Here is a 24,704-nt window from a genome sequence, read left to right on the forward strand (position 1 = left end):
ATCTCATTCAGTGCAATCATATTAAATAAGAATTCACTCATTTTTACTCCATTTACTTCTAGACCTCTTATGGCTGATCCGCTGAATGAATGATCGTATGTCGCATCTTTCGTCCCTACACCTGCGTGATATCCTAAGAAGAATGCCGCGCTGCAACCTTCAGCTCCAGTTATCATTGACCTAGGTCTCGGATAGCCTCTAACTAAATATGCATATTTAGGAAGCCTCTCATAGTATATGTTTATCATATCAGCATGAGAATCTGCTACAATCACCTCATCGAATCCCTCATCATGGATCGCTTTCACAGCGGCGTATGTTAACTCGCTCGCTATCCTCCTCCCCTCCTCCCAGAGGGGGTTTCCGGTTGAGAGCTGTCCCCTGTTCACTATAAAGGGCAAACCCTCAAGATCTACAGAGAGAAAAGCTTTTTTCATTTTTCCACCTTTTATATTTTTATTAAAAAGAATTAAAAATTCTTCCCCATGATTTTTCTCTTATCTTTCTATTATCAAAATTTTCAGTTAATCTTATATAAAATTAATTTAACATTATAAAAAATAAGATCATATATACTCCTTTTATTATGTTTTTTGTTTTTTACAACAAATAACTTTAAATATCAATATTTTTTATTTTATATTTATTAATTAAAAAACTAAGTGGTGGTATGTTTGTGTCATTAAAAAGAGTATTATCTTGGCCTCAGTTGCTAGCACTTGGCGCTGCCGGAATTATTGGTACAAGCTGGGCCTATATGAATACAAGATTCTATTCGATATATGGTCCTGGAGGAGTAATACTTGGATATGCTATAGGAACCTTAATGGCATTTCTGGTTGCTTTAGCATATGCTGAAATGGGATCCACAATTCCAAAAGCTGGAGGAGAAGTAGCATTCGTTTTCCCAACACTTGGTCCTTTGGGATCATTTTTTGTTGGATGGATGTTCATTCTTTCCTCTGTCCTCGCAGGCGCGGCATTTTACGTTATAGGTATTAGCTTGCTCTTAAGTTGGTGGTTGCCATCACTTTATACGATCCCAATATATTCAATTGCAGGAGTGCCTGTATACTTGCCCGCACTGCTTTTAGGTATAACTAGCGCCATTCTTATTTTAATATTAAACTATAGAAGTGTCTCGTTGACCGGTCAAGCTCAGCTCATTATGTTTATAATGTTGTTGCTCGCAGGGGCAACAATATTAATCACAGCGTTATTTAAAGGATCGATATCAAACTTCGCCAATCCATCGCCATTTCCGCAGGGCGAAAATCCGTTAGGTTTGGGACTCAGGTTTGGGCTCATATCAATAGGTTATCTAAGCGGGTTCGAAGGACTGCCTGCGCTTGCAGAAGAGATAAAAATCAAGCCTAGAACGTTTGGATTGGTAATTGCAGGAAGCGTTCTTGTCGCTGGAGCCTTCTACATGACAATGATGTTTGCAGGAAGCTTATTTGTCCCATGGCAGCAATCCTATGCAATTGCGCACAGAGGGACTATAGAGCTTATGTCAAGGTATTCTATATGGCTTGGACTAATTGCATGGCTCGCGTCATTTTTGGGACTCGTTACTTCATGGATACCAACAGTCATGACAACTTCTAGGATGGTCTTTGCATTGGCTAGAGAAGGCCTATTTCCGAGCCAATTCGAAAGAATACATCCAAAATACGGAACTCCAACCATTGCTTTGATATTTGTTACAATAATTTCAATAATATTTGGAAGTTTAGGTGAGCAAGGGCTCATATGGTTCCTGGATATCAGCGGAGTTGGGCTTGGAACGTGTTGGTTGTTGTCAACATTGTCAATGATATTGACAAGAAGAAAGTATCCAAACATACCTAGGTATTTCAAGGTTCCAGCTGGGTATCTTGTTGGGATCCTTGGATCGGGTATAACTTTAACGGTGATACTAGTTTCAATAATACCTGGAACCTCTCTCAGCCTCGTCTGGCCATATGAATATATGATCCTGATACTATGGATAGTTCTCGGATTGATAATCTATCCGTTTGCAAAGAGAAGGATGAATAAACTCGGCTTTGAGACTGTGGCAAGGAATTTGCTTGGAGAATACTACGATGTAATTTATGGAAAGAAGGAGGCAAAAACAGAGACCAAATAAAAACATCGTTCAAAAATTTTTTATTTTTTATTTTACATAATAATTTAATAAACCTCTAATTGGGTGGAAAAATGGGAAATCTTTTTGAAAGCTTACCAATTATTGATCACCATGAGGACGTCTCCTCATATTTTCTATATCCTGGTGAGGGAGGAGCTCCTTATGGTAACTTTGGAGAGGACATTCCTGGAAGGGAGGCGGATATACCAAAGTATAAAAGGGGAAAAGTGAGGTGTGTCTTCTCTGCAATCTTTCCTGGAATAGAAACTTTTAGGCCGGAAGAATCTAAGGAACTGGAAAAGATATATGGAAAATGGCTTCCAGCAACAGGATACAGAGTCCCACAGGCGCTTTTATGGGAGCATGTTTCTATATACTATAAGCTATCAGATGCGTACAAAATAAAAATAGTTGAGAGGGTGGAAGATGTCGAGAGTTGTATAAAGGAAGAAAGACTTTGCTTCGTTCTTCATCTTGAGGGGGCTGAGGCTCTTGATGAGCCCTACGACCTCGTCTTATTAAAGAAAATCGGACTGAGAAGCATAGGAATAACTTGGAACTACGTAAATAAATATGGAACGGGATGCGGAGCAAAAAAAGATACAGGTTTAAGTGAGATGGGAGAAGAACTCGTAAAGATGGCCAATAGATTAGGAATAATTGTTGATTTGGCACATGCGAGCAAGAAAACTTCTGTAGAAGCTATTGAAATAAGCAAGAGACCTGTAATGATAAGTCACGCAAATGTGAGAAAGCTGATTGATAGAAGCAGAAACGTCGATGATGAATTGCTAGAACTGCTTCATAAAAACGGGGGAATTTTGGGTTTTTCGGTAATTGGTCCATTAATTTCAAACAGACCGAGACCTACTCTTGATGAGCTGGTTGACCATGTTATGTATGTGTATGAAAATTATGGAGCAGAAAACATAGCTATAGGTACTGACTTTCTAGGACTGATGGGACTTCCCTCTCCAGAAGGACTTGAATCTGTAGATAAATTGCCTAATCTTCTTGAAAAGCTTGCAGAGAGAGGCATGAATGATAGTGACGTAAGAAAAGTAGCATATGAGAACTCTCTTAGACTAATGAGAAACAACTTCGTATGAGGTGATCCGTATTAAATTAGGCATATATGGATTTGGAGCAATAGGAAAGCTAGTTGCCAACGTAGCATTAGAAAGAGGATATGAAATTTCTGGGGCTGTAGACGTGAATAAAGAAATTTTAGATAAAGACATTGGGGAGATTGTTGGGAAAGAAAAAATAGGAGCAAAAGTAACCAATAATTTAAATATTTTAGAAAATTCTGATGTTATTATACATACAACAGGATCCTTTTTAGATTCAGTATTTGAGCAGCTTGCTAACATAATTAAGCTAGGACTGCCTATAGTATCTTCCTGCGAAACCTTATCTTTCCCCTATTATAGATACCCAATTTTAGCATTAAAGCTCGATAAGCTTGCCAGCTCTTATATGGTTCCTATAATAGGTACTGGAATAAATCCTGGATTTATATTTGATACTTTGGTAGCTACTCTTTCATCATCTGTTTCTCTCGTAAAAAAGATCAAAGCTATAAGGAGTTTAGATGCATCAAAGAGGCGAGAGTCTTTTAGGAAAAAGATCGGAGTTGGTGAGCCTCCTGAAGTTGTACTAGAAAAGCTGATGAAAAAAGAAATCTCTGGGCATGTTGGATATGCTGAATCTGTATACCTTGTTGCACTATCAGGTGGGGTAAATCTCTCAAAGGTTGAAGAGAGTTCTGAACTCATATTAGCAGAAGACGATATAGAACAAAATGGCATAAAAGTTAAGAAAGGAATGAATAAGGGAATGAGAGGTTATGGAGTAGGGTACCTTAATGATAAAGATATTGTTAGAATAGATTTCCAAGCTTATGTTGGAGCACCTGAATTTGAAGAAATAAGCATAGAAGGTAAGGATTATAATATCACATGGAAGAGTACAGGTACTCCTGGAGATCTTGGTACTGTTTCAATGCTTCTGAATGTTGCTGAAAAAATCCTATATATGCCTCCGGGACTTCACCTTATGACTGAATTGCTTCCTTTTGGAACTAAATTTGATATGTCAAAATTTTAATTTAAAAACGTTGATAAGTGGGAAAAATGAAGTGGGATGATATTTTAAAATTTACTTCTAAAAAGATAGAAAAAAATTTAGAAATCGTAAAACTTGATGAAGAATATATTTCCTCAGCTTCAGCTTTAAAGTATTTCCCTATTGCTATTACTAAAACAGAAGGCTCAAAAGTATGGGATGCAGACGGAAATGAATATATCGATTTCTTAACTAGTGCGGCGGTATATAATATTGGCCATAGACATCCAAATGTAGTTAATGCTATTAAAGAACAAACTGAAAAGGTTTTAAATTATACGATAGGATATTTTTATGAAGAAAACCCTGTTAAGCTAGCTAAATATCTTATTGAAATAACGCCAGGATCTTTTGAAAAGAAAGTAGCCTTCGGATTCTCAGGTTCAGATTCTGTTGATATTGCATTAAAAGTTGCAAGGGCATACAAAAAGAAAAAAGGCATAATATCTTTTTACGGTTCATATCACGGAACAACTTACGGAGCGCTTTCTGCAACTGGTATAATCGATCCTCAGCTTAAAGATACAGTTTTCCCTTCAAAGGACGTTTTATTTGTCGAATATCCCGATCCTTATAGAAATCCGTGGAATATTGACGGTTATGAAGATCCTTTAGAGCTTTCAAATATTGCACTTGAAAACATTGAGAAAAAAATAAAAAATGTAAATGAAGATGTTAGTGCCGTAATTTTTGAACCTATACAAGGCGATGCAGGAGTAATCGTACCGCCAAAAGGCTTTATAGAAGGACTTAGAAAACTTGCGCAAAATTATAATATCTTACTTATCGATGAGGAAGTTCAGAGTGGTATGGGAAGAACTGGAAAATGGTGGGCAATAGAGCACTATAACATTGAACCTGACATACTTATTAGTGCGAAAGCTTTAGGCGGGGGTATGCCCATTTCTGCTGTTATCGGTAAAAAAGAAATAATAGATAGCATTCCTCCTCCGTTGCTTGTATTTACTCATACAGGTCATGCAATAAATGCAAGCGCTGCAATTGCTACAATAGAAACAATTAAAAAAGAGGGATTAATCAAAAAAGCTTACGAATTAGGCAATTATGCTATAAAAAGATTTAGAGAAATGAGCGAAAAATTTTCTATAATAGGCGATATCAGAGGCAAAGGATTGATGATAGGAATCGATATCGTGAAAAATACTAAATTAAAAGAGCCAGATAAAAGTTTAGCTTTAAAAATTTGTTGGAGAGCTTGGGAAAAAGGTCTAATCTTAATAACTTTTGGCAAATACGGAAACGTTTTAAGAATCGCGCCACCGCTTAATATAGATATAAATGAATTAGACAAGGGTATCGAAATAATAGAAGAATCAATAAAAGATGTATTAAATGGCAAAGTTTCAGATGAAATACTGAAATATTTGAGGGGCTGGTAAATTTAAAAAATAAAAATTTTGAATACTTATTTGTTTAAACTATTTAATCCTTCAGCAAGCTCAAATATCTTTTTTTCTGGTTCTTTTGATTTCATTATTATGCTTGAAACAAGAATTCCATCAGCACCTAGCTTAATGGCTTTTCTTGCGTCCTCTTTATCAACTATACCAGCACCAACAAGAATTGGAATTTTTTTAAAACCAGAATTTCGTATTTTTTCAACCGTTTTAGTAACTAGTTCAGGTTTAGATTTTGAAACGCTTACTCCTGTTCCTATAAGATCTGGTGGTTCCATTGCAACGATATCTGCACCGAGGTTTGCAACTGCAAGCGAAGATCTTGGAGTCTCTGCACAAACTATACTGTATAAGTTATTTAGCTTAAGCCTTTCTATTCCTTTTTCGATTTCAAAAATTTTCAGCTTATGTTCGCTGTGATTAAGAATTGATCCTTTCCCCCCTGAACCAGCGATCATTTCTGCTGTTATAAAGCCTGTTCCTTGACCAGGTATTATTGGATCAACGTGCTGAGCGATAACATCTATTGACACTTCTTTAGAAATTCTCCATATTTCAGTAAAGGGAACCGCTATTATCGTTTTTATACCAAATTCTAACTCCGCTTTTTCAGATGCTTTTGCAATTAATAAAGCTTGATGTCCATAGCTCGTTTCATATGCCTTATAATTAATGACAAATATAGGTTTATTAGCTGGCAACATTAAACATCACTTTTCAAGTTTTATGAAGTTCCATTTTTATTAAGATAATTATAAAGGACCGTTGATATTGTTTGATTTAATAAGGAAGCATCAAAATAGCCTGTGTTATTTATCGGTGGAAAGTTGTAATAAATAAAAGATAAGTTGGAAATAAGCACTAAATATGGAGTGCCGAAGTAATTTCCTAAAAGTTGTTCATAAAAGCTGAATGTTGCTTTAGCTGACGGATCTGTGCAGCTACTAGAAAAATATGTACAAACAATTTCAACTGGTGTAATATTGTATGGATTCTTGCTAAGTAAATAATTTGTCATATATTCAGACCAAACAGGATCAAAATTTTGGCACGCAGGACAATTTAGATTCCTTAGATATATCAAATAGGTTCCATTGTCTTTTGGAAACCATGCTGTGTTATTAGTATTTTCTTTTATCCATTTATTATGATAATATACGTATACTCCTTCAGAATTTACTATGGGTTGTATCCCGAAACCTGAAAATATGGGTACAACTATTGCAAATACCATTAGTGATATGAAAGCAATTCCAATTATGATAACTGCTAGTTGCTTTGCATTAGGCATTTTTCCCACTTCAATAATTATTTATTTTAATTATAACTACTAATACTGAAAATGTTTTTGTTAATAAGGGTTATAAAAATGAAAAAAGAAAAGGCCATAATAGAAAAATGGGGAAAAATTCTATATATAAAAACTGAAACTGGAAAAGAAGCACTCGTTCCAGAAGAAGATTTATGTAATCTTATTGAAAGATTTAATTTAGAAGTAGATGGAGTAAAATGCTAAAATTTTGGAATTTCTTCGATGTAGCTTTCTGCAACATCTTTTGCCTGTTCAAGCTTTTTCCTATGATCGTCCAAAAACTTCAATGTTTTTTCTATAGCTAATTTCTTATCTTCTCCACAAAGAAGTTCTCCTCTCCTACATCTCATAAATATATCAAGAAGATCCTTATCATTTGGCATTAAATGGTACAAGTACATTTCATATATTGCACATTTTAGAGGTTCTCCCCCAAGTCTTTTCTGTTCCTCAATAGTAGCTCTTCCACCAGTCAGCGCATTATTTAATTTTTTTACAACGATTTCAGGAGGATCACTTAAAAATATAGCGCTTTCAGGTCTGCTACTACTCATTTTTCCTCCATCAAGACCGGTCATAAATCTATGATAAGTACTCGCAGGCCTTCTGAATCCTAATTCTGAGGAAAATCTATCAGAAATATCTCTTGTAAATCTTATATGAGGATCCTGATCAGCTCCAACTGGAACAAAAACATAATCATATCCTCCAAACTCCTCAAGCATAGGATGCAATATATCTGCAGCCTGCGTAAATACTGATACTATCTTTCCAGGAGTTAAATCTCCGTAAATAGCTGTCATTTCTGCCATTGTAACTTTTTGACTAAACATCTGTATTAATCTGTAGTAAGCAGGTTTTGTTGCGCTTTGAAAATATATTCTTAGATTTTTTTTCTCCAATCCTAATGCTATTGCATTTGCAACATATTCTTCTATAGCTAAACGAATAGTTTCTTTTCTTTCTACCTTCCTAACAGAATATGCTTCGATATCAGCTAATGCTAAATTTATATGAAAGCCTTGCTTTTGATAGTATATTATTTGATCGAAAAGAGCTTTATGCCCAAAATGAAGTTTTCCACTAGGCATAAATCCTGTAAGTAATGTTACTTTTTTCCCTTCTTTAAAAGCCCTTAAAACAACGTCAAAATCTCTATGCCCAAAAACTATTCCTCTTTTCATCAATATTGATGGATTTTCAAAATAATGAATTACTTCTTTGAATGGTCTTATCCCAAACAATGTAAAAAGCTTATCATAATCTTCTATAGAAGAATATCCCCAAGGATCTAGAATAATTTCTTTTTTATTTTCTTCCATCTAGCTTCACTACCATATATTTTTCTTAAAATCTCATTATAAAAATAAATCAAAATATTATAAATTAAACTTTAATCCACTAGTTCCACAAGAAAAAAAGGGGTTGTTTACATATTAGTTTACTGAAGAATTTTTTTAAGAAGAGAATTTTTCAAAAAGGAAACACCCCTTAGTTTCTTATGGAACAAGTCAAAAATAAGAATTTAATTTAAAAATCATAGCTTAGTCAAACTTCCCGACACACCCCTTAGTTTCTTATGGAAAACAATATCTATAAAAATAGAAATATAAAAAAAGTTTGTATAAAAATATTATTTGTAAATTCATAACAAATATCTTTATACGACTCTATAAGAAATTAAGGGGTAGTAAGGGTTACTAAAACTGATAGAACAACTTTTGATAAATAGAATTTAGCCATGTTTTATCTATTTTTTCATATCTTTCGATACTGCCTATGTCATACCATTTATCTTTAAAGAAGTATGGCAAGATCAAATAATTTTCTTTTATTAAAAACGGAATAAAATCGCTCATAATATCAGTTTCTTTTTTATGAATTTTTTTAATTAAAGAAATTAAATTAGTTTTCATTGTAAGAATTCCGATCGTTGCATTTAGCTCAAGCCAAGGTTTTTCTTTTAATTCTATTATTTTATCATTTTCAATTTTAGCAATTCCAACTGGAACATTATATTTTTCAGTTACCATTAAAGTTGCATCAGCATTTCTAGAACTATGAAACATCATCATTTCTTTTAAATTAAAATCACCAAGTATGTCACCATAGTAAATAAGAACATTTTCTGTATCATTAAATAAACCATTAATATATGCTTTTAAAAGTGCTCCAGCACTTCCTTTGTAATTTTCATCGTCTTCGCTGTAATCTATATTTACATTAAACCTTTCTCCATTTCCGAAATAATTTTTTATTTGGTTTCCTTTGTAACCTATTAAAATTACAATATCGTTGATTCCATTAAGTTTTAACAATCTTATAATAAATTCAAGAAGAGGCTTTTCTTCTGGTCCTAATGGGATCATCGTTTTTTGGATATAATATGAAATTGGCCAAAGCCTTTTTCCCTCTCCACCAGCCAAAATAACGCCTTTTATTTTCATTAATTTCACCTTTATGCATTATTTTAATCAGCAAGGGCTCCTATATTTATCTTCATAACCATGATGGTTCAGAGACCGCCACACTCATCATTTTAATTAATTAGAATTAAAAACAAATATTTAATGTTGTTTTAATTAAAAAAGTAAAGTTCTATACATTATAAAGGAAGTTAGTATAAATTATAATTTAATTTCGGCGATGTTATATGATATTAGGAGATAGAGATTTAAAATATTATATAAAAACGAAAAGAATTGTTATAGAACCATTTGATGAAGAAATAGTTAGGGAAAATGGCCTTGACCTAAGACTTTCAAATGAAATCGCTAGATTTAAAAGCAATAGTGAACCTGTTGATTCTAAGGCTAATTTTCTTGATCCGTTTCAGTATTATACCATAGAAAAAGGGGAATCTTTTGTAATTCAACCAAATGAAAGAGTTTTATTAAATACTTTAGAGTATGTTAAGCTTCCAGATGATCTTATGGCTTTTGTTAATCTGAGGAGCACCTTTGCACGCTTAGGATTAATTGCACCACCTACAATAGTTGACGCTGGATTCGAAGGAAATATCACAATAGAGGTTGTCGGAGGAGCTTTTCCAGTTAAATTGCATGTTGGAGATAGATTTATACATTTGATATTTGCAAAATTGTTAAGTCCCGTTGAAAAGCCATATTCTGGTGATTATCAGGGTCAAAAAGGAGTAATGTTTCCGAAAATGTTTAACAAAAAATAGAATACTATTTTTTATCATAGAAATTTATCATTGAAAAGAAATCTAATAGTATAAATGTAATAAAAATAGCAAAAAACAAATAAAGCAAAGGATTAAAGTTAATTTCTATATTTACTATACTATTACCTTGAGTTATGGAATAAGAAATAAATCCATTATTAAAAGAAGTAAAAATTATCATTAATACTATAATTTTGGATATTGCTTTAACTATAAAGCTATATACGGTTCCTTCTAATATTTCGGAAGCTGTTGATAAAAATAAAAAGAGCACAACATATGGAATATAATTTCTTAGATTAAAATAAAAAAGAGGCGATATTTCTTTTAATATAGGAAAAGAAATTGTATTAATAAAAAATTGTATTGTTAATATTAATATAATGAGTAAAGCGCTATATATTAGTCCAATAGTTATTGATTTTATAATCTTTTTCAATGCAATTTTCAAAATTTAACACCGGTATTAATTAAATATAAACCCATAATCTTGAAAGAAAGAGTATATGATTTAATGTTAAATTGTTCGAGTTCTTTTAAATTAGAAGCGTTTAGAGGAATTGAAAAATTCAATGAACTATTTGGAAGAACTTTTTCTGCATAAAAATTGAAACTTTCGTTTGATGCGTTGATAGTTATGTTAAAATCTGTTAAATAAATATCTCCGTTATAGTTTAATTTAAAATCTAGATGAGGAGTTTCAGAATCAACTATTTCATAGCTATAGCTTATTAAATTTTTGTTTGTCAAAGCATCAATAGAGAAAAGAATTAGTGGAAGTAAAAATAAAAATAAAACAAATAGAGAAGCAATCAGAAAACCGACTTTTACACTCTTCATTTTATTTTTCACTTGATTGAGAAAATTTTTCTAATCTAAAAGCATCTACTCCATACTTTATAAATATTCCTGAAATCCAAACCATGATCCCTAAAAAGGCTATTTTTGCAGCGAGAATTATTAGTTCATAGCTTGAATTTATTATAGCACTAGAAAGATCGCTGTAGTTTGAAGGTATTGCCAGTGTATAGTTGGTGAAAGAATTGTATGCCAGTATAAAGGAAAAAAGAAGTAATATAATTCCAATTGACAGCAATATTATACCCATGGTGAATGATAATTTAATTTTCATAAAATTCTCCTGTTTAATTATTAAAAATATTATATAATAAGTATTATAAATTTTTATTGGAGATAAAACATGAGAAAAAACCCGAGCAAATGGATCAGATATTTTAAGTATCAAGGGATTATTGCTTTTCTTATAGCTTTTATTGGAATATTAATAGCGGTTAAATTAAATCCATGGTTTGATGTTTCAAAAAACGCTCTAAGCGATTTAGGAAGGATTGGACTAAAATATTCTTCAATATTTAACATAACATTGATTATCTCATCTCTCTTTGCAATATCTTATATTCCTTACATGTTAAAGCTTTTATCCAATAAGTTTGGTGCCTTCTCCGTTGGTGTATATACAGTAGGAGCATTCCATTTATTTTTAATTGGAATGTTTCCTGAGGGTACAAAGTTTCATTGGTTTGTATCACTAGAATTTTTTATTTTAATGTCAATTTCACTGCTTCTATTTTCTATCACTATGTTAACACTCAAAAGAAAGACGAGCTTTTTCCTCTTTCTCATTTTATTTTTGTTGAGTTTATTAGGATCTTTATTTGTGAGATGGCCTTCTACTGCATTGCTAGAAATATATAACATTACCATATATTTCTTTGGCTTTTTGATTTTATATTTCTCAGAATATTTAAAATAATTAAAAATTAGTCTGGTAATATTTTCGTCCCAGACTTTCCTTCTAATATGTCTTGAAGTTTATATAGATGTCCTATATATGCAGGCTTACCGGTTTTCTCCGCAAATCTTATTGCTGCTTTAACTTTTGGACCCATGCTACCAGCTCCAAAAATGCCTTGCTCTAAAAGCTTTTTCGCTTCACTAACTTTAAGTTCTTTAAGTAGCTTCTGGTCAGGCTTTCCATAATTAATGTAAGCACCCTCAACATCTGTCAATATTATGAATATATCTGCATCAACAACGGAAGCTAATAGCTGACCGCCTAAGTCTTTGTCTATTACAGCTTCTCTGCCTTCTAATCTTCCTATTTCATCGGCAACAACCGGGATTCCACCACCACCGCTTGCAATTACAATAAAATCATTTTCATAAAGCAACTTAATTGCCTCTTTCTCGACATTATCGACGACATCTGGAGAAGCTACAACCCTTCTGTAACCTCCCCTAGGATCCGGTTTAATTACCCACCCTCTTTCTTTTTTCAATTTTTCAATTTCTTCTTCGTTATAATAGTATGGACCTACATACTTAGTAGGATTGTTCCATGCAGGATCGTCTTTTTTAACAATAACTTGATTTATCAGAGTTACTGCACGGTAGTGGTGGTCAAGTCCTTCTTCAATCAGCACATTTTGAATTGCTTGCTGTAACATATAACCTATCCATCCTTGAGTCATAGCTCCTGCAATATCCATAGCTAACGGTGGAATTTTGTCTTTTAAAGCTTCCATCCATTCCATAACATTTCCTACTTGAGGACCATTTCCATGAGTTACTACTACTTTATATCCTCTTTTTATTAATCCGACAATTTCCTTTGCAGCTACATAAACATTCTTCCACTGCTCTTCTACAGTGCCTTTTTCCCCTTTTTGCAAAAAAGCATTTCCACCGAGAGCGATGACTATCAGTTGTCCATCTTTTTTAAACAAGAAAAATCAACCTCCAGATTTTTTGGTTTTTAAAAGGGAAGAATAATTACATAAAAATAAAATAAAAGCTTATATTATTTACTTTCATTTTAATCATTAAACTCATTTTCTTTCTCTTTGGATAGCTTCATCAAAAATCTTTTTTAGTTCTTCTTCATTTTTATTTTTCATCCAATCAACCAAAAGATCTCGTTTTTCGCTATGTTTTATAAAGTAATAAATAGCATAGCTACAAATAGGCTCTATTTTTAACTCATTTTCCTTAGCAAATTTTACAGCTTCATCAACAAGCTTTTCTGCAATTCCTCTACCTCTCAGTTTTGGAGGGGTATAAGTTTCTATTAACTTTATAACTCGGTTCTTTTCGTCAATTTCATATCTTAGAAAAGGCTTTTCTCCCTCTTCTTCATTGCCAACTATCGCAACAAAAACGGTTTTTGTCCTTTTTACATTTATATCTGACATTTTCAGTACCTCTGAAAATCTTGACGAAATAGAAATTATTTATTTAATGTATATATAAAAATTTTTAAGCTCCAAAATAATTTTGCTCGACATTTGAAAAATATTTTTAGAAAAGTAAAAAATTTAGAAAAAGGTGAAGGTCTTGTCAACGATAAAAAAAGAATTCGATGTAGCAATAATAGGTAGTGGAACTGGAGGTTATCCAGGAGCTATATATTTAGCCCAAAAAGGCTTGAAGGTTGCAGTAATTGAGGAAAATTTAACAGGAGGGGAATGTACCAACTACGGGTGCGTTCCAAGTAAAGCAATTTATCAATTTGCAGAATCTATAAGAACCCTAAAGAATATAAGCGCAAACAGTTCTTATGAATGGGAAAAACTCATTGAATGGGCAGATAACTCAGTTAAAGGAGTTAGGAACGGTATAGAATCTTTATTTGATTCATATGACAATATTGCTTACTTCAAGGGAAAAGGAGTTCTAAAAGCGAAGAATAAAATATCTATTATTGAAGAAAACAATAGCGAGATAGATGCCAAGAATGTTATATTGGCTACGGGTACGGATCCTTCTAAAATTCCTGTTGCAGATTTTGACAAAAAGGGAATAATAAGCAACAGAGAAGTGTTTAGTCTTAAAGAAAAGCCAAATAGCATGCTAATAGTTGGAGGAGGGGTTATCGGGGTAGAGCTTGCCAACATGTTTTCCTCATTAGGTATACAAACCTATCTTGTTGAATTGAAAGAGAGGATCCTTCCATTCCTTGATAAGGACGTATCTCAAGCTATAAAAGGATATTTAGTTGAGAAAGGAGTAAAAGTTATGGAAAGAACAAGTCTCAAAGGGGTAAGTAAAGTTAGCGAAAATTATCAAGTTTTATTGAGTAATGATGAAAAGCTTGAAGTAGATAAAGTGATTATAAGCACAGGAAGATCGCCAAAAACCAAAAACATTGGATTAGAAAACTTAGGCATAAAGATAGATGAAAGGGGATTCATAAAAGTTAATGAAAAACTTGAGACAAATGTTTCAGGGATCTATGCAACGGGAGACGTTGTAGGTGGTCCTCTGCTAGCACACAAAGCAATAATAGAGAGTATTTCTGCAGCTAAATGGATAAGCGAGAATAACGGCTTTCATGTTGACTACTATTCAATACCGCAGGTGATATTCAGTGGGCTAGAAATTGCATGGATAGGTATGGGAGAAAACGAGCTGAATTCAAAAGGAATAAACTATGAGAAAATTAAACTTCCAATTTACTATCTAGCGGCTGTTAGAATAAGGAATGAAAGGAGATCTTTTATAAAATTATTGCTTGATAAAGAAAATAAGAAAATTTACGGCATCGAGATAGTAGCCCCACATGCTTCAGAAGTCATCTCTTCGTACTTACCTCTCTATTTAAACAAGATAACCATTGAAGAGGCATCTAAAATCACATATCCTCATTTGACTGTTTCAGAATCTATAAGAGACATTGCAGAATATCTGTTGGGAGAGCCAATACATATGATAAAAAAATAATTAGTTACTCAGAAAATTTTAGAATTAGGAATTAAGCCGTTAAAAACTCAGACATAAGTTTAATTCCTTTTTTAATTCTCTCTTCTTGCATTGTGACAAATGTTATTCTGACATGACCTTTTCCAGCTTTACCAAATATCGAACCAGGTAAAACACCCACTCCTTTTTCTTCACTTAGCTTTATTGCAAATGACGTATCATCCATACCTTTTTTGCTAAGATATGGAGAAAGATCTGGGAACAAATACATTCCTGCAATTGGTTTAGTAACTTTAGCTTCAGGCAGAAATTCCCTTATTGTTTCATATGCAGCATCTCTTCTTGAGCGATACTTGGGAATGACTTTACTTAGGTAGATTTTGAGCATGCCACTAGATAAGGCTATATGGGCCATCCACTGAGCTGAAGAATCCGAACTAATAGAAACTATCCCTTTTAGCTTTAAAACTTCTTTTATTAAGTCCTTATTTTCAGCATAAAGATATCCCAACCTAAGCCCAGGTATTGCCAGGTCCTTAGAAAACGTGTCTAAACCAACAAGCTTTTCTAAGGTTCTACTGTATTTTTGTATCCAAACGTGTTTACCCTCATATATGATGTTCCTATATGCCTCATCATAAAGTAACCAAACGTCATTATCTACTGCAAGGTCTGCAATCAGCTTAAATATGTCCTCAGATAGGATTCTCGATGTTGGGTTATCAGGACTTGTTACAAGTATGAGCGATGTATTTCTGTTTATCTTTTCCTTTAGACATTCAGGATCTGGTTGAAAATCTTCACCATTTTGCTCGCAACTATCAACTTTTAAATTATACATGTTTGCAATATCCCAGTAAACACTATAAGTAGGATCGAGGAAAAATGCTCTATCTCCAGGATCTGTAGTAGCATAAAAAGTCAAATGCAAAGCTTCTATTCCGCCTGATGTTACGACAATATTGCTCGGATCGATGCTAATTCCTCCGCTTTCTTTGAGCTCATCTGATATATCTGTTCTAAGTTCTGGCAATCCTTGTGTTGGAAGGTATCTATAGTGATCAAAGCTGTTTTTTAAAGCATGTTCAAAAGTTGCTTTTATAATATTTTCGTCCGGGGGGAATCCGGGCTGACCTTGAGTAAAGTTATAAGTTTCCACTCCCTTTCTTTTTAGTTCATCCATTTTGTTGCTAATCAATCTGTGGAGAGATGGAGAGATTTTCTGACTTCGTGAAGAAATCTTTCTCATTTTATCACCGAATTTTTTGGTTATTAGAACATTTTTAAATAATTAAGCATAGTAGATTAATAAATAATTATCATAAGAGATTTTCTAGGAAAACGGGAAATGTGACTCTGAAAAAACTCAAAGAATCTATAGCTTTCTCACTGCCTAGACGAAGTGTTTTGAGTTTCATAAAAGTTAATATTTTGATATTGATATTATTTCCTTGCTATTATCAATTATACTCGTGAAAAAGTCATGCAAAAAATGCAACAGACTGCTGAATAAAGAAAAGAACGCTAAGTATTAAGCCTAATGTTGCATATGGAACATAAAATTTTTTGTCTAGCATTATGGAAATCCCGTAAAAAGAAGGAAGAGATTTCAAAATTAACCTAGGTATAGAAATAGCAGGCACTCCAATTATTAATAAAAGCTGAATTATTATAAGTAACGAGAAGGAAAACTCAAATTTATCTCTCCTAAAGAGTGGATAGAGAGACGCAAGAAAGAATGCTTCAAAGGCTAAATTTCTAGTTATCCAGTAGATAGGTTTTAAAACATAGCCAAAAACGCTCCAGTTTTGTGAAGTAAACCATCCATTAAGAAGCCATTTAATTTGTCCCCAAGGTGTTGTAAAGTCAGTGCCCCAATATTCATGTTCTATATAAAACAAGCCGAGAAAATCTCCAGTAGATGCCTTAAAAAACATAAACAAAATCTCTCCCAAAATAAGGGGAATTACTATAAACCTTCTGTACTTTTTTAAAAAAAATGCAGGCAGAGTTATTGCAGTTGTATATGAGGATAAAATTGAAAGTGAGTATGATATCATTGCTTTGATGTTATTTTCTCTTCCTTTAAGCAAATATAGCGTTAATGCTATGAAAAATAATGTAACTGTATCGCTATACGGAACGAAGGAATATAGAAGGAATGTTGGGAAAAAAGCCAAAAGAAACGTTGCCTTATATCCATAAGTTTTGTAAAAAACAATTATAGTTAGATATCCAAATAAGTTTGAAATAAAGATAGACGAAAAAACGTAATTTCCATAAAAAAGATAGCTAAAAACTTTGATCAAAAACGGATAAAGATAGGAAAAAGCGTAATCTTCACTATTGGCATATCCTACTGTGGCAATTCTTAAAAAATGAAGGGAGTCCCATTTGACAATTACAGAATATATGTTTTCTGGATTAATTAAATAAGCTATTATTATAAAAATAGGCTTAAAAAGTGTATATACGACTAAAAGCTTTAAAAGATCTTTGTCTCTTTTGTAAAACTTTTTTAGCCTGTCCTTAATCGAAAGCTGCTGAACTAGACCTAGCTTTTTTAAAATTGAAAGATAGTCTAAAAATTTTGTTATCAAAAACATGTTAAGCCGATCTCCATAGGAATTTGCAAGGAGGATTTTTCTCTAGATTAGAAAGGATATCAAAGTAGTTTAGATATCTAAGCTTTGTATTCTATCACCTTTTTAATAGCATCATATATCTTTTCTTCATTCGGTATCCAGGCTCTCTCTAAAGGCAGAGAGTACGGAACAGGAGTATCAGGAGGGGTAACGATTTTGATGGGGGCCTCAAGATACTCAAAATATTTACTTGCGATAAAAGATGCGATATCAGTAGCAAAGCTACATCTCGGATAGCTTTCATCAACAACAACAAGCCTTCCCGTTTTCTTAACAGAGTTTGCTATAGTTTCAGTATCTAAAGGTCTTAAGCTTCTTGGATCTATCACTTCTACGCTTATTCCTTCTTCGCGAAGCTTTTCTACAACTGAAAGTGTTTTATGCAACATCACTGCTGTTGCTATAACTGTTACATCTTTTCCCGCTTTTTTTATGTCTGCTACACCCAACGGTATAGAATACTTTTCTTTTGGTACGACTCCTCTTGTTTCATACAGTCCTTTATGCTCAATAAACACGACAGGATCATCATCTTCTATACTTGAAATTAGCAAACCTTTAGCGTCGTATGGATTTGAAGGCATAACTACCTTTAATCCAGGTATGTGAAGTAAAATAGAATGAAGAGACTGGCTGTGTTGCGCACCTCCGCTAAAGCCTGCTCCTGAAACTGTTCTTATAACAATAGGAACGCTTATACCTCCGCCACTCATATATCTAATTTTTGCAGCTTGATTTATTATTTGATCAAAAGCCACTCCTATGAAATCAATAAACATCAGTTCAACTACAGGTCTATATCCCATCATGGCTGCGCCAATCGCGGCGCCAATGAAACCACTTTCAGCAGTTGGTGCATCCCTAACTCTTTCTTCTCCATACTTATCAATCAGTCTTTTTGTCACCCCAAAAATTCCACCATACCTGCCAATATCTTCTCCAATTAATATAACCTTAGCATTTTCCTGCATTTCTTGGTCTAAAGCTTCGTTTATCGCCTCTCTAAAAGTTATAACTCTCTCACTCATCTCACTCACTCCCAATTCCATATCAATGTTCCTTTAGTTTTTGTAGAATACAAATCTTCAAACAGCTCTTCTGGCTCCGGATATGGGCTCTCCTCTGCAAACTTAATCGTTTCTTCTATTTCTTTCTCAACATCTTCCGCAATTTTTTCAAGAACCTCCTTTCCAAAAATTTTCTCTTCTATTATCTTTCTCTCAAATATAGCTAAAGGATCCTTGTTTTTCTTCCACCATTCGACTTCATCTCTATTTCTATAAAGCTCGTTATCATCTATAGTATGTCCAGTAAACCGATACGTCTTTGCCTCTATAAGAGTAGGTCCTTCTCTGCTTCTTGCACGCTCTACTGCTCTTTTTACAACTTCATATACGGCAACAACGTCTTGACCGTCAACTTCAACCGCCGGTATACCATAAGATATTCCTCTTTTGGCCACTCCTTCTATTGCTTGTTGCTTTGAGTAGTGTAGCGATATTTGATATTGATTGTTTTCACAGACAAAAATCACAGGAAGCTTCCAAATTGATGCTAGGTTCAAACCCTCATGGAAGTTCTGCTGGTTAGTTGCCCCCTCGCCAAAGAACGACACAGCTACATTTTTACTCTCGCTAAGCTTAAATGAAAGTGCAGCACCCACAGCATGCGGTATCCCCCCGCCTACAATTCCATTTGAACCGAGATTGCAATTCTCAAAATCAAATAAATGCATGCTCCCTCCTTTGCCTTTGCAGGCTCCTGTTCTCTTTCCAAGAAGTTCAGCCCAAAGCTTTTTCAAAGAACCTCCCTTAGCCAAGAAGTGTCCATGACCTCTGTGAGTGCTTGTAATGACATCCTCTCTATTTAAATTGGCAACGACACCTACTGCAACTGCCTCTTCTCCTATATATAAATGCAAAGATCCAGGAATCTTACCAATTCTGTAGTACTTCTCAATTGCTTCTTCATTCTTTCTTATAAGTAACATCGTTTTATACATCCAAAGAATCTTTTCTTTAGGTATCTCAGACAATAACATAGAAAATCATCATTAAAAAATCTAATAAATAGAAAACTAAAAAATATTCTTTTTTAGAAAGCTCCAAATAAAATTCAAGATCATCATCTTCGAGACTCTGACCTCCTCCCGCCCAAAAGGGCGAGCCTTCAGTTGTAACTTTTTAACAGCTTTAAAATTGCTTCTTTTTCCTTTTTATCTTTGATCTCAGTGATTATCTTTTTCTTGAACTCATTCCTTATTTTGTTTGTTTTTGTTATCTCATTAGATGGGAAAATCTGATCCTTTCAAAAGAACTTGCTTTTAGATAACCTTTCTGACACTTCTCCTATGATCCACAGTTTTTTTATATACTTGACAACAAGAAAATTTATAGCGAAAGTGCTTGATTTTTTTAACAGCTTATAAGTGTATCTTTCAGGAGAAACGGAAACTCCAATTAATAAAGGATTGACAGAGATTTGCGTCCACCATGAAGCGACCATCCCTCAACTTTTCCATCGTGTTCTGCTTTAATTATTATAGGTCTAGATAGGTCTAGAAGAGTTGAGTAGCTCTGTTAAATCTCTTAAATCGATTTTCTCAAGTCTATCACAAATGAGTATTATACTCTAAAACATTGATAAATCTTTTTAACCTTTTTATTAACTATCAAGTATTCTGTTTGAAATAATACTTTAAAACACTTACAGAAATCAAACGAACGAAGTAACGATGAAAGAATTTGAGGTGGTGATCACGGAATATAAGTGGACAGTTCTCATAAACACATCGCTAGGAGTTATAATGTCTTCTATGAATATGAACATACTAATGATATCCCTTCCAGCCATCTTTAGGGGGCTTGGAATAAACCCATTTGCCCCAGGAGAGTTCGCTTATCTTTTGTGGGTCCTAATGGGATACAGCATAATACTTGCAACAATTCTTGTAACTTTGGGAAGAATCTCTGATATGCATGGAAGAGAAAGAGCATACACGCTTGGATTCATAATATTTTCAATAGCTTCAATAGCTCTATCATTTATTCCGAGCAATTCTGGCAATTTTGGTGCTCTCATATTAATTATCTTGAGGATGGTCCAGGCAATAGGAGGCGGACTATTAATGGTGAATAGTACTGCTTTGATTACAGATGCATTCCCGCTTACAGAGAGAGGGAAAGCATTAGGATTAAATCAGGTAATGTTCATTGTTGGGACATTCCTTGGTTTAATTGCAGGCGGTCTCGTGGTGGGTATCGATTGGCATATGGTATTTATTTTAAGCGTTCCATTTGGTGTAGCGGGGTCTCTGTGGTCTGTATTTAAACTGAGAAAAACTAAGGGAACTGGAAAAGCGTCTCTAGATATTCCTGGAAATGTTACTTTAGCAGGAGGGTTGCTGGCAATTTCACTCGGTCTCACTTATGCACTAATGCCATATGGTAATTCACAAATAGGATGGGGAAATCCATGGGTAATAACAGCATTCATAATAGGAGTAGCTCTTTTTATTGTTTTTGTTGAGATTGAAAAAAAAGCAAAGGCACCATTATTTCAACTTTCTTTGTTTAAGATAAGACCATTTACGTATGGTTTGCTTGCACTTTTCTTCAATGCTCTTGCAAGGGGTGCGGTAATGTTCCTTATTACAATATGGCTTCAGGGAATTTACTTGCCTCTGCACGGGTACTCTTGGGAAGAAACGCCGTTTTGGGCAGGCATATATATGATTCCTATGATGCTTGGAATGGTCGTAATGGCGCCATTTTCAGGTATACTTACTGATAAATATGGAGCAAGAACATTCGCTACTCTGGGAATGATAATAGTTGCTATTACATTTTATGGTATGACTCTATTGCCATATAATTTCGATATAACATGGTTTGAGATATTGTTATTTATCAACGGTTTGGGCAATGGGTTATTTTCTGCTCCAAATACTACTGCCATAATGAATGCTTTAAGCTCTAAAGACAGGGCTGCTGGGAACGGAATGAGGCAGACTTTCAATAATATTGGATCATCTATAAGCATGGCCATTTTCTTCACAATACTGTTGACATTCCTTTCTAAATACTTGCCAACTCAAATTTCAACAACTTTATCCTCATATGGTCTGCCACAAGAAGTCATAAAGTTTATTTCCTCAATACCAGTAAGTGGTCTGTTATTTGGCGCATTCCTAGGAGTAGATCCGGCATCCGCAATACCAAGCTCATTAATCTCGCTTTTACCTAGCAATGTTGTAGAAATACTAAATTCGAGGGCATTTCTTCCAACAGTATTAGGACCATCATTTAAAACAGCTTTAACTAACTCACTGTATATTTCAATAGCACTAGTGTTGATTGGGGCGGTTTTCTCTTATATGAGAGGAGGAAGATATGTTATAGACGAGGAAAAAGGAGCAACAGCAAAAACCTAAATTTTTCTCATTTTTAAGTAATTCAGTGACAAAAACAGCTTTAAATATAAAGCGGTCTTTTATTATAATTAGCTTTAATATTATTTTTCGATGTTAAATTTTATATCAAATTTTTTAAAAATATTTTTTTGGTGAGAGATGAAATGCTTGAAAAAGTACAAACTGATAAGGCACCAAAGCCTGTTGGTCCATATTCTCAAGGCATAGTTGCAAGGAAAATTTTATGCTCTGAGGGAAAGGAATGTAGTATATTGTTTATTTCTGGTATGATCCCTGTAGATCCTGAAACAGGAAAGCCTGTCGAGGGTGGAGTTGAGGAGCAGGCTAGGAGGTGTCTTTTGAATATTAAGGCAGTTGTAGAAGCTGCAGGTGGTAGGCTAGAAGACATTGCGAAAGTAACTGTGTTCCTAAGCGATATTTCTAACTTTGATTCTTTCAACAAGGTCTATAGTGAGTTCTTCAAAGATCACAAGCCTGCTAGATCTGTAATAGGCGCTAAACCGCCAAGAGGGTATGAAGTCGAAGTTGAGGCTATAGCAGTTATTTATAAATAAAAAACAACAAGTAAAAGGTTCATTATAATGAAGTCTTTTTTTATTAAAAACGTTGAGATTAGGCTAGTCCAGGGAGATATAACAGAACTCGAAGTTGATGCAATAGCAAATGCTGCAAACTCCTATCTCGAACATGGAGGAGGAGTTGCCTTAGCAATAGTGAGAAAAGGGGGATACATCATTCAGAAAGAAAGCAGAGAATTTGTGAAAAAATTTGGGCCTGTTCCTACTGGTGGTGTTGCAGTTACTAATGCTGGAAAGCTTAAATGTAAGTATGTAATACATGCTGTAGGTCCTAGGTTTGGCGAAGAAAATGGCGATAAAAAGCTAGCATCAGCGGTAGCATCGGCTTTAAATAAAGCAGAAGAATTAAAAATAAACTCAATAGCTTTTCCTGCAATATCAACGGGAATTTTTGGCTATCCATATGAGAGAGCAGCTGAAATCATGTCAAAGGTATTCATTAACTATAGGTACAACAGCATTAAGCTTGTAGTTATGTGTTTGTATGACGAGGAAGCTTACAGAATTTTTGAAAAAGTCTTTTCAAGCATTTTTAGTTAAATTCCTTTTATTATTGAGTTCGAGACATTCTTTAGAATGCATATATGGAAGATTAAAAGTGCTCTAAAAGCAGATTAAAATGGGAAAGGATTCTATAGACATTCTGAAAATCGAAAAAGAACTCTTTTGAACAAGAGTGAGATTTCTGTCCACCTCTATTGCTAGCAGATTAAAAAGCAATTTAAAAACTACAAAAAATAAACATAATGTTTTTATATGAAAAACTTTTTAAAGTTAACTAATGGTGGGTCAATTGAAAAAAATTGATACTTCAATTATAGAAAGAGCAATTCCTATACCTTCTGAAGAATGGAATTGGAACAAAATAAGAAGCATTAAGATAATTGAAAGCAATGAGCCTCTTGTACCTTTAAGCTTAGTGCCAGAGCATATATTGTGCAGACCTCAATATTACATACAAGGTATAGGCAATTCTCTACCTGAATGCTATTCGAGAAAAGGTGTTCTCTTAAGACTTTTAAAAGCTTCTAGCAGATTGCCGAGTGAATACAAGCTGGTTATTCTTGATGCATGGAGACCTATCACAGTGCAACAGTCCCTTTTTGACACATTGAAGGAAAGGATAATGAAAGAAAATCCGTTGATTTCAGAAGAAGAAGCTATAAAAGAAACACTGAAATTTGTAGCGCTTCCTTCAAAAGATCCCAATAAACCATCTCCTCATAATACTGGCGGTGCTATAGATTTAACTATTGCCGACGAAAATGGACTTTTCTTGAATATGGGAACAGACTATGATGATACAACAGAAAAGGCTAGGACTACTTATTTTGAAGAGAAAGTAAGGAGAGGAGAAAAGTTAAGCGAGGAGGAGGAAGAGGCACTTAAAAATAGAAGGCTCCTGTATAACATAATGATAGATGCCGGTTTTACTAATTATTTCGATGAATGGTGGCACTATGACTATGGCAATCAGAATTGGGCATGGCTCTCTGGAAAGGATAATGCTATATATGGAAAAGCAAAAGTAAAATTTACATGGAAGGAATTTGATTAAGCTCTTTCCATCCTTTAAGGAAGAAGGTTCACATTAAAACGATCGTTTGCTCCTCTTATCTATTAAGCTTATATTTTAATCTGCCGATGAGTGAGAAGGATCGAGAACTATTAGCTTGGGCTCTTAGCCAATCTTAACGCATATAGTTGGTTTACTCAAAATATTTAATTTTCCTAACTTAAAAGGACTGATCATTTGTATTACTGCCAAGCGACCATCTTGCTCAGAACTTCATCTCCGACCTTTCCCTTCTCCACATCTGATATAGCTTTTTCCATAATCTCTACTGCCTTATCGATCTCCTCTCTCTCGATCGTGAGGGGAGGGGCTATCCTCAATACATTCCCGTACTTCCCGAAGGTCATCATTATCAGGCCATTTTCATATGCCCTCCATATGATCTTCTGCGCCTTCTTGCTCGAGGGCTTCAAGCTATCCTTATCATCAACGATCTCAACCCCTATCATGAGCCCCTTCCCTCTGACATCTCCAACGATCTCGTGCCCATCCTTGAGCTCATTCAGCCTCTTCATCAAGTACTCTCCCATGAGCTCAGCCCTATCATGAAGCCTGTTCTTTATTATATATTCTATGCCA

At 34.2% G+C, this 24,704-nt stretch carries 27 protein-coding genes; 12 read left to right on the forward strand and 15 right to left on the reverse strand.

The annotated features are described in order from the left end of the window. Positions 1 to 437: M55 family metallopeptidase (locus tag ACP5SL_RS04175; protein ID WP_428228221.1), on the reverse strand; the 437-nt coding region annotated here is incomplete at its 3' end. A 233-nt stretch (positions 438 to 670) separates the two neighbouring features. Between ACP5SL_RS04175 and ACP5SL_RS04180 the strand changes: the two genes are divergently transcribed. From ACP5SL_RS04180 to ACP5SL_RS04195, 4 genes are all read left to right on the forward strand, one after another. After that, complete coding sequence (locus ACP5SL_RS04180) at positions 671 to 2,131, forward strand: APC family permease (protein WP_428228222.1); 1,461 nt, start codon at positions 671 to 673, stop codon at positions 2,129 to 2,131. Positions 2,132 to 2,202: 71 nt separating this feature from the next. Beyond that, entirely contained in the window at positions 2,203 to 3,240 is a 1,038-nt protein-coding gene (locus ACP5SL_RS04185; RefSeq protein WP_428228223.1) for a dipeptidase, read from the forward strand. A 1-nt stretch (position 3,241) separates the two neighbouring features. Then, positions 3,242 to 4,240, forward strand: a complete 999-nt coding sequence (locus tag ACP5SL_RS04190) for a dihydrodipicolinate reductase (protein WP_193803927.1) — start codon at positions 3,242 to 3,244, stop codon at positions 4,238 to 4,240. Between the two features lie 26 nt (positions 4,241 to 4,266). Further along, complete coding sequence (locus ACP5SL_RS04195; RefSeq protein ID WP_193803929.1) at positions 4,267 to 5,658, forward strand: aspartate aminotransferase family protein; 1,392 nt, start codon at positions 4,267 to 4,269, stop codon at positions 5,656 to 5,658. Positions 5,659 to 5,684: 26 nt separating this feature from the next. Here the strand turns inward: ACP5SL_RS04195 and tpiA are convergent, their stop codons facing one another. Then, a complete protein-coding gene (gene tpiA / locus ACP5SL_RS04200; protein WP_193803931.1) occupies positions 5,685 to 6,380 on the reverse strand; it encodes a triose-phosphate isomerase in 696 nt (231 codons plus the stop codon). 20 nt (positions 6,381 to 6,400) lie between these two features. Then, entirely contained in the window at positions 6,401 to 6,967 is a 567-nt protein-coding gene (locus ACP5SL_RS04205; RefSeq protein WP_148683652.1) for a hypothetical protein, read from the reverse strand. Between the two features lie 78 nt (positions 6,968 to 7,045). Between ACP5SL_RS04205 and ACP5SL_RS04210 the strand changes: the two genes are divergently transcribed. Continuing rightward, positions 7,046 to 7,192, forward strand: a complete 147-nt coding sequence (locus tag ACP5SL_RS04210; protein WP_158308316.1) for a hypothetical protein — start codon at positions 7,046 to 7,048, stop codon at positions 7,190 to 7,192. On the opposite strand, the gene ACP5SL_RS04215 is transcribed toward ACP5SL_RS04210, so the two are convergent. Both ACP5SL_RS04215 and ACP5SL_RS04220 read right to left on the reverse strand, forming a co-directional pair. Beyond that, positions 7,189 to 8,310 carry a tryptophan--tRNA ligase gene (locus tag ACP5SL_RS04215; protein ID WP_014558034.1) on the reverse strand — a complete coding sequence of 374 codons (1,122 nt, stop codon included), beginning with the start codon at positions 8,308 to 8,310 and terminating at the stop codon, positions 7,189 to 7,191. The genes ACP5SL_RS04210 and ACP5SL_RS04215 overlap by 4 nt on opposite strands. Positions 8,311 to 8,688: 378 nt before the next feature. Beyond that, the gene (locus tag ACP5SL_RS04220) at positions 8,689 to 9,435 is read right to left on the reverse strand and encodes a nucleotidyltransferase family protein (protein WP_014558033.1); all 747 of its coding nucleotides are present in this window, start codon (positions 9,433 to 9,435) and stop codon (positions 8,689 to 8,691) included. 206 nt (positions 9,436 to 9,641) lie between these two features. On the opposite strand from ACP5SL_RS04220, the gene dcd reads away from it, so the two are divergent. Next, the gene (gene dcd / locus ACP5SL_RS04225; RefSeq protein WP_014558032.1) at positions 9,642 to 10,175 is read left to right on the forward strand and encodes a dCTP deaminase; all 534 of its coding nucleotides are present in this window, start codon (positions 9,642 to 9,644) and stop codon (positions 10,173 to 10,175) included. 447 nt (positions 10,176 to 10,622) lie between these two features. Here the strand turns inward: dcd and ACP5SL_RS04230 are convergent, their stop codons facing one another. Both ACP5SL_RS04230 and ACP5SL_RS04235 read right to left on the reverse strand, forming a co-directional pair. Beyond that, positions 10,623 to 11,015, reverse strand: a complete 393-nt coding sequence (locus ACP5SL_RS04230; RefSeq protein ID WP_014558030.1) for a hypothetical protein — start codon at positions 11,013 to 11,015, stop codon at positions 10,623 to 10,625. 1 nt (position 11,016) lies between these two features. Further along, a complete protein-coding gene (locus ACP5SL_RS04235) occupies positions 11,017 to 11,307 on the reverse strand; it encodes a hypothetical protein (RefSeq protein WP_148683651.1) in 291 nt (96 codons plus the stop codon). A gap of 69 nt (positions 11,308 to 11,376) precedes the next feature. On the opposite strand from ACP5SL_RS04235, the gene ACP5SL_RS04240 reads away from it, so the two are divergent. Beyond that, the gene (locus tag ACP5SL_RS04240; protein ID WP_014558028.1) at positions 11,377 to 11,949 is read left to right on the forward strand and encodes a DUF998 domain-containing protein; all 573 of its coding nucleotides are present in this window, start codon (positions 11,377 to 11,379) and stop codon (positions 11,947 to 11,949) included. A gap of 7 nt (positions 11,950 to 11,956) precedes the next feature. Here the strand turns inward: ACP5SL_RS04240 and arcC are convergent, their stop codons facing one another. Then, positions 11,957 to 12,922 carry a carbamate kinase gene (gene arcC / locus ACP5SL_RS04245; RefSeq protein WP_272985016.1) on the reverse strand — a complete coding sequence of 322 codons (966 nt, stop codon included), beginning with the start codon at positions 12,920 to 12,922 and terminating at the stop codon, positions 11,957 to 11,959. Positions 12,923 to 13,024: 102 nt separating this feature from the next. Continuing rightward, positions 13,025 to 13,387, reverse strand: a complete 363-nt coding sequence (locus ACP5SL_RS04250; RefSeq protein ID WP_014558026.1) for a GNAT family N-acetyltransferase — start codon at positions 13,385 to 13,387, stop codon at positions 13,025 to 13,027. 133 nt (positions 13,388 to 13,520) lie between these two features. On the opposite strand from ACP5SL_RS04250, the gene lpdA reads away from it, so the two are divergent. Next, complete coding sequence (lpdA, locus tag ACP5SL_RS04255) at positions 13,521 to 14,915, forward strand: dihydrolipoyl dehydrogenase (protein WP_428228224.1); 1,395 nt, start codon at positions 13,521 to 13,523, stop codon at positions 14,913 to 14,915. Between the two features lie 31 nt (positions 14,916 to 14,946). Here lpdA and ACP5SL_RS04260 read toward each other — a convergent pair whose 3' ends face one another. From ACP5SL_RS04260 to ACP5SL_RS04280, 5 genes are all read right to left on the reverse strand, one after another. Continuing rightward, positions 14,947 to 16,143, reverse strand: a complete 1,197-nt coding sequence (locus tag ACP5SL_RS04260; protein WP_014558024.1) for a pyridoxal phosphate-dependent aminotransferase — start codon at positions 16,141 to 16,143, stop codon at positions 14,947 to 14,949. A gap of 232 nt (positions 16,144 to 16,375) precedes the next feature. Next, positions 16,376 to 17,500, reverse strand: coding sequence for a hypothetical protein (locus tag ACP5SL_RS04265; protein ID WP_428228225.1), 1,125 nt, complete (start codon positions 17,498 to 17,500; stop codon positions 16,376 to 16,378). A gap of 77 nt (positions 17,501 to 17,577) precedes the next feature. Beyond that, entirely contained in the window at positions 17,578 to 18,567 is a 990-nt protein-coding gene (locus ACP5SL_RS04270) for an alpha-ketoacid dehydrogenase subunit beta (protein WP_193804172.1), read from the reverse strand. A 5-nt stretch (positions 18,568 to 18,572) separates the two neighbouring features. Next, a complete protein-coding gene (locus ACP5SL_RS04275; RefSeq protein ID WP_428228226.1) occupies positions 18,573 to 19,580 on the reverse strand; it encodes a thiamine pyrophosphate-dependent dehydrogenase E1 component subunit alpha in 1,008 nt (335 codons plus the stop codon). Between the two features lie 266 nt (positions 19,581 to 19,846). Beyond that, positions 19,847 to 20,044: a flavin reductase gene (locus ACP5SL_RS04280; RefSeq protein WP_014558020.1), complete on the reverse strand. Its 198-nt coding sequence runs from the start codon at positions 20,042 to 20,044 to the stop codon at positions 19,847 to 19,849. Positions 20,045 to 20,291: 247 nt separating this feature from the next. Between ACP5SL_RS04280 and ACP5SL_RS04285 the strand changes: the two genes are divergently transcribed. The 4 genes from ACP5SL_RS04285 to ACP5SL_RS04300 all read left to right on the forward strand — a co-directional run bounded on the left by ACP5SL_RS04285 (position 20,292) and on the right by ACP5SL_RS04300 (position 24,107). Continuing rightward, positions 20,292 to 21,971, forward strand: a complete 1,680-nt coding sequence (locus tag ACP5SL_RS04285) for an MFS transporter (protein ID WP_428228227.1) — start codon at positions 20,292 to 20,294, stop codon at positions 21,969 to 21,971. Between the two features lie 143 nt (positions 21,972 to 22,114). Then, entirely contained in the window at positions 22,115 to 22,525 is a 411-nt protein-coding gene (locus tag ACP5SL_RS04290; RefSeq protein WP_148683649.1) for a Rid family detoxifying hydrolase, read from the forward strand. Positions 22,526 to 22,552: 27 nt separating this feature from the next. Further along, complete coding sequence (locus ACP5SL_RS04295) at positions 22,553 to 23,089, forward strand: ADP-ribose-binding protein (RefSeq protein ID WP_014558017.1); 537 nt, start codon at positions 22,553 to 22,555, stop codon at positions 23,087 to 23,089. A 244-nt stretch (positions 23,090 to 23,333) separates the two neighbouring features. Beyond that, positions 23,334 to 24,107: a M15 family metallopeptidase gene (locus ACP5SL_RS04300; RefSeq protein WP_272985844.1), complete on the forward strand. Its 774-nt coding sequence runs from the start codon at positions 23,334 to 23,336 to the stop codon at positions 24,105 to 24,107. Positions 24,108 to 24,307: 200 nt separating this feature from the next. Here ACP5SL_RS04300 and ACP5SL_RS04305 read toward each other — a convergent pair. Further along, on the reverse strand, positions 24,308 to 24,704 hold a 397-nt coding region (locus tag ACP5SL_RS04305; protein WP_428228228.1), incomplete at its 5' end, for an aminotransferase class III-fold pyridoxal phosphate-dependent enzyme.

This window comes from Fervidicoccus sp., from assembly GCF_049967375.1.
Lineage (GTDB): Archaea > Thermoproteota > Thermoprotei_A > Sulfolobales > Fervidicoccaceae > Fervidicoccus > Fervidicoccus fontis.

What these genes read in the sequence shown, in the direction of transcription:
- ACP5SL_RS04205 (WP_148683652.1), bottom strand. Translation starts at nt 6,967, where the DNA reads ATGCCTAATGCAAAGCAACTAGCAGTTATCATAATTGGAATTGCTTTC.
- ACP5SL_RS04280 (WP_014558020.1), bottom strand. Translation starts at nt 20,044, where the DNA reads ATGGTCGCTTCATGGTGGACGCAAATCTCTGTCAATCCTTTATTAATT.
- ACP5SL_RS04220 (WP_014558033.1), bottom strand. Translation starts at nt 9,435, where the DNA reads ATGAAAATAAAAGGCGTTATTTTGGCTGGTGGAGAGGGAAAAAGGCTT.
- ACP5SL_RS04235 (WP_148683651.1), bottom strand. Translation starts at nt 11,307, where the DNA reads ATGAAAATTAAATTATCATTCACCATGGGTATAATATTGCTGTCAATT.
- ACP5SL_RS04250 (WP_014558026.1), bottom strand. Translation starts at nt 13,387, where the DNA reads ATGTCAGATATAAATGTAAAAAGGACAAAAACCGTTTTTGTTGCGATA.
- ACP5SL_RS04275 (WP_428228226.1), bottom strand. Translation starts at nt 19,580, where the DNA reads ATGTTATTGTCTGAGATACCTAAAGAAAAGATTCTTTGGATGTATAAA.
- ACP5SL_RS04295 (WP_014558017.1), top strand. Translation starts at nt 22,553, where the DNA reads ATGAAGTCTTTTTTTATTAAAAACGTTGAGATTAGGCTAGTCCAGGGA.
- tpiA (WP_193803931.1), bottom strand. Translation starts at nt 6,380, where the DNA reads ATGTTGCCAGCTAATAAACCTATATTTGTCATTAATTATAAGGCATAT.
- ACP5SL_RS04185 (WP_428228223.1), top strand. Translation starts at nt 2,203, where the DNA reads ATGGGAAATCTTTTTGAAAGCTTACCAATTATTGATCACCATGAGGAC.
- dcd (WP_014558032.1), top strand. Translation starts at nt 9,642, where the DNA reads ATGATATTAGGAGATAGAGATTTAAAATATTATATAAAAACGAAAAGA.
- ACP5SL_RS04180 (WP_428228222.1), top strand. Translation starts at nt 671, where the DNA reads ATGTTTGTGTCATTAAAAAGAGTATTATCTTGGCCTCAGTTGCTAGCA.
- ACP5SL_RS04290 (WP_148683649.1), top strand. Translation starts at nt 22,115, where the DNA reads ATGCTTGAAAAAGTACAAACTGATAAGGCACCAAAGCCTGTTGGTCCA.
- ACP5SL_RS04260 (WP_014558024.1), bottom strand. Translation starts at nt 16,143, where the DNA reads ATGAGAAAGATTTCTTCACGAAGTCAGAAAATCTCTCCATCTCTCCAC.
- ACP5SL_RS04240 (WP_014558028.1), top strand. Translation starts at nt 11,377, where the DNA reads ATGAGAAAAAACCCGAGCAAATGGATCAGATATTTTAAGTATCAAGGG.
- ACP5SL_RS04270 (WP_193804172.1), bottom strand. Translation starts at nt 18,567, where the DNA reads ATGAGTGAGAGAGTTATAACTTTTAGAGAGGCGATAAACGAAGCTTTA.
- ACP5SL_RS04215 (WP_014558034.1), bottom strand. Translation starts at nt 8,310, where the DNA reads ATGGAAGAAAATAAAAAAGAAATTATTCTAGATCCTTGGGGATATTCT.
- ACP5SL_RS04195 (WP_193803929.1), top strand. Translation starts at nt 4,267, where the DNA reads ATGAAGTGGGATGATATTTTAAAATTTACTTCTAAAAAGATAGAAAAA.
- ACP5SL_RS04210 (WP_158308316.1), top strand. Translation starts at nt 7,046, where the DNA reads ATGAAAAAAGAAAAGGCCATAATAGAAAAATGGGGAAAAATTCTATAT.
- ACP5SL_RS04230 (WP_014558030.1), bottom strand. Translation starts at nt 11,015, where the DNA reads ATGAAGAGTGTAAAAGTCGGTTTTCTGATTGCTTCTCTATTTGTTTTA.
- ACP5SL_RS04265 (WP_428228225.1), bottom strand. Translation starts at nt 17,500, where the DNA reads ATGTTTTTGATAACAAAATTTTTAGACTATCTTTCAATTTTAAAAAAG.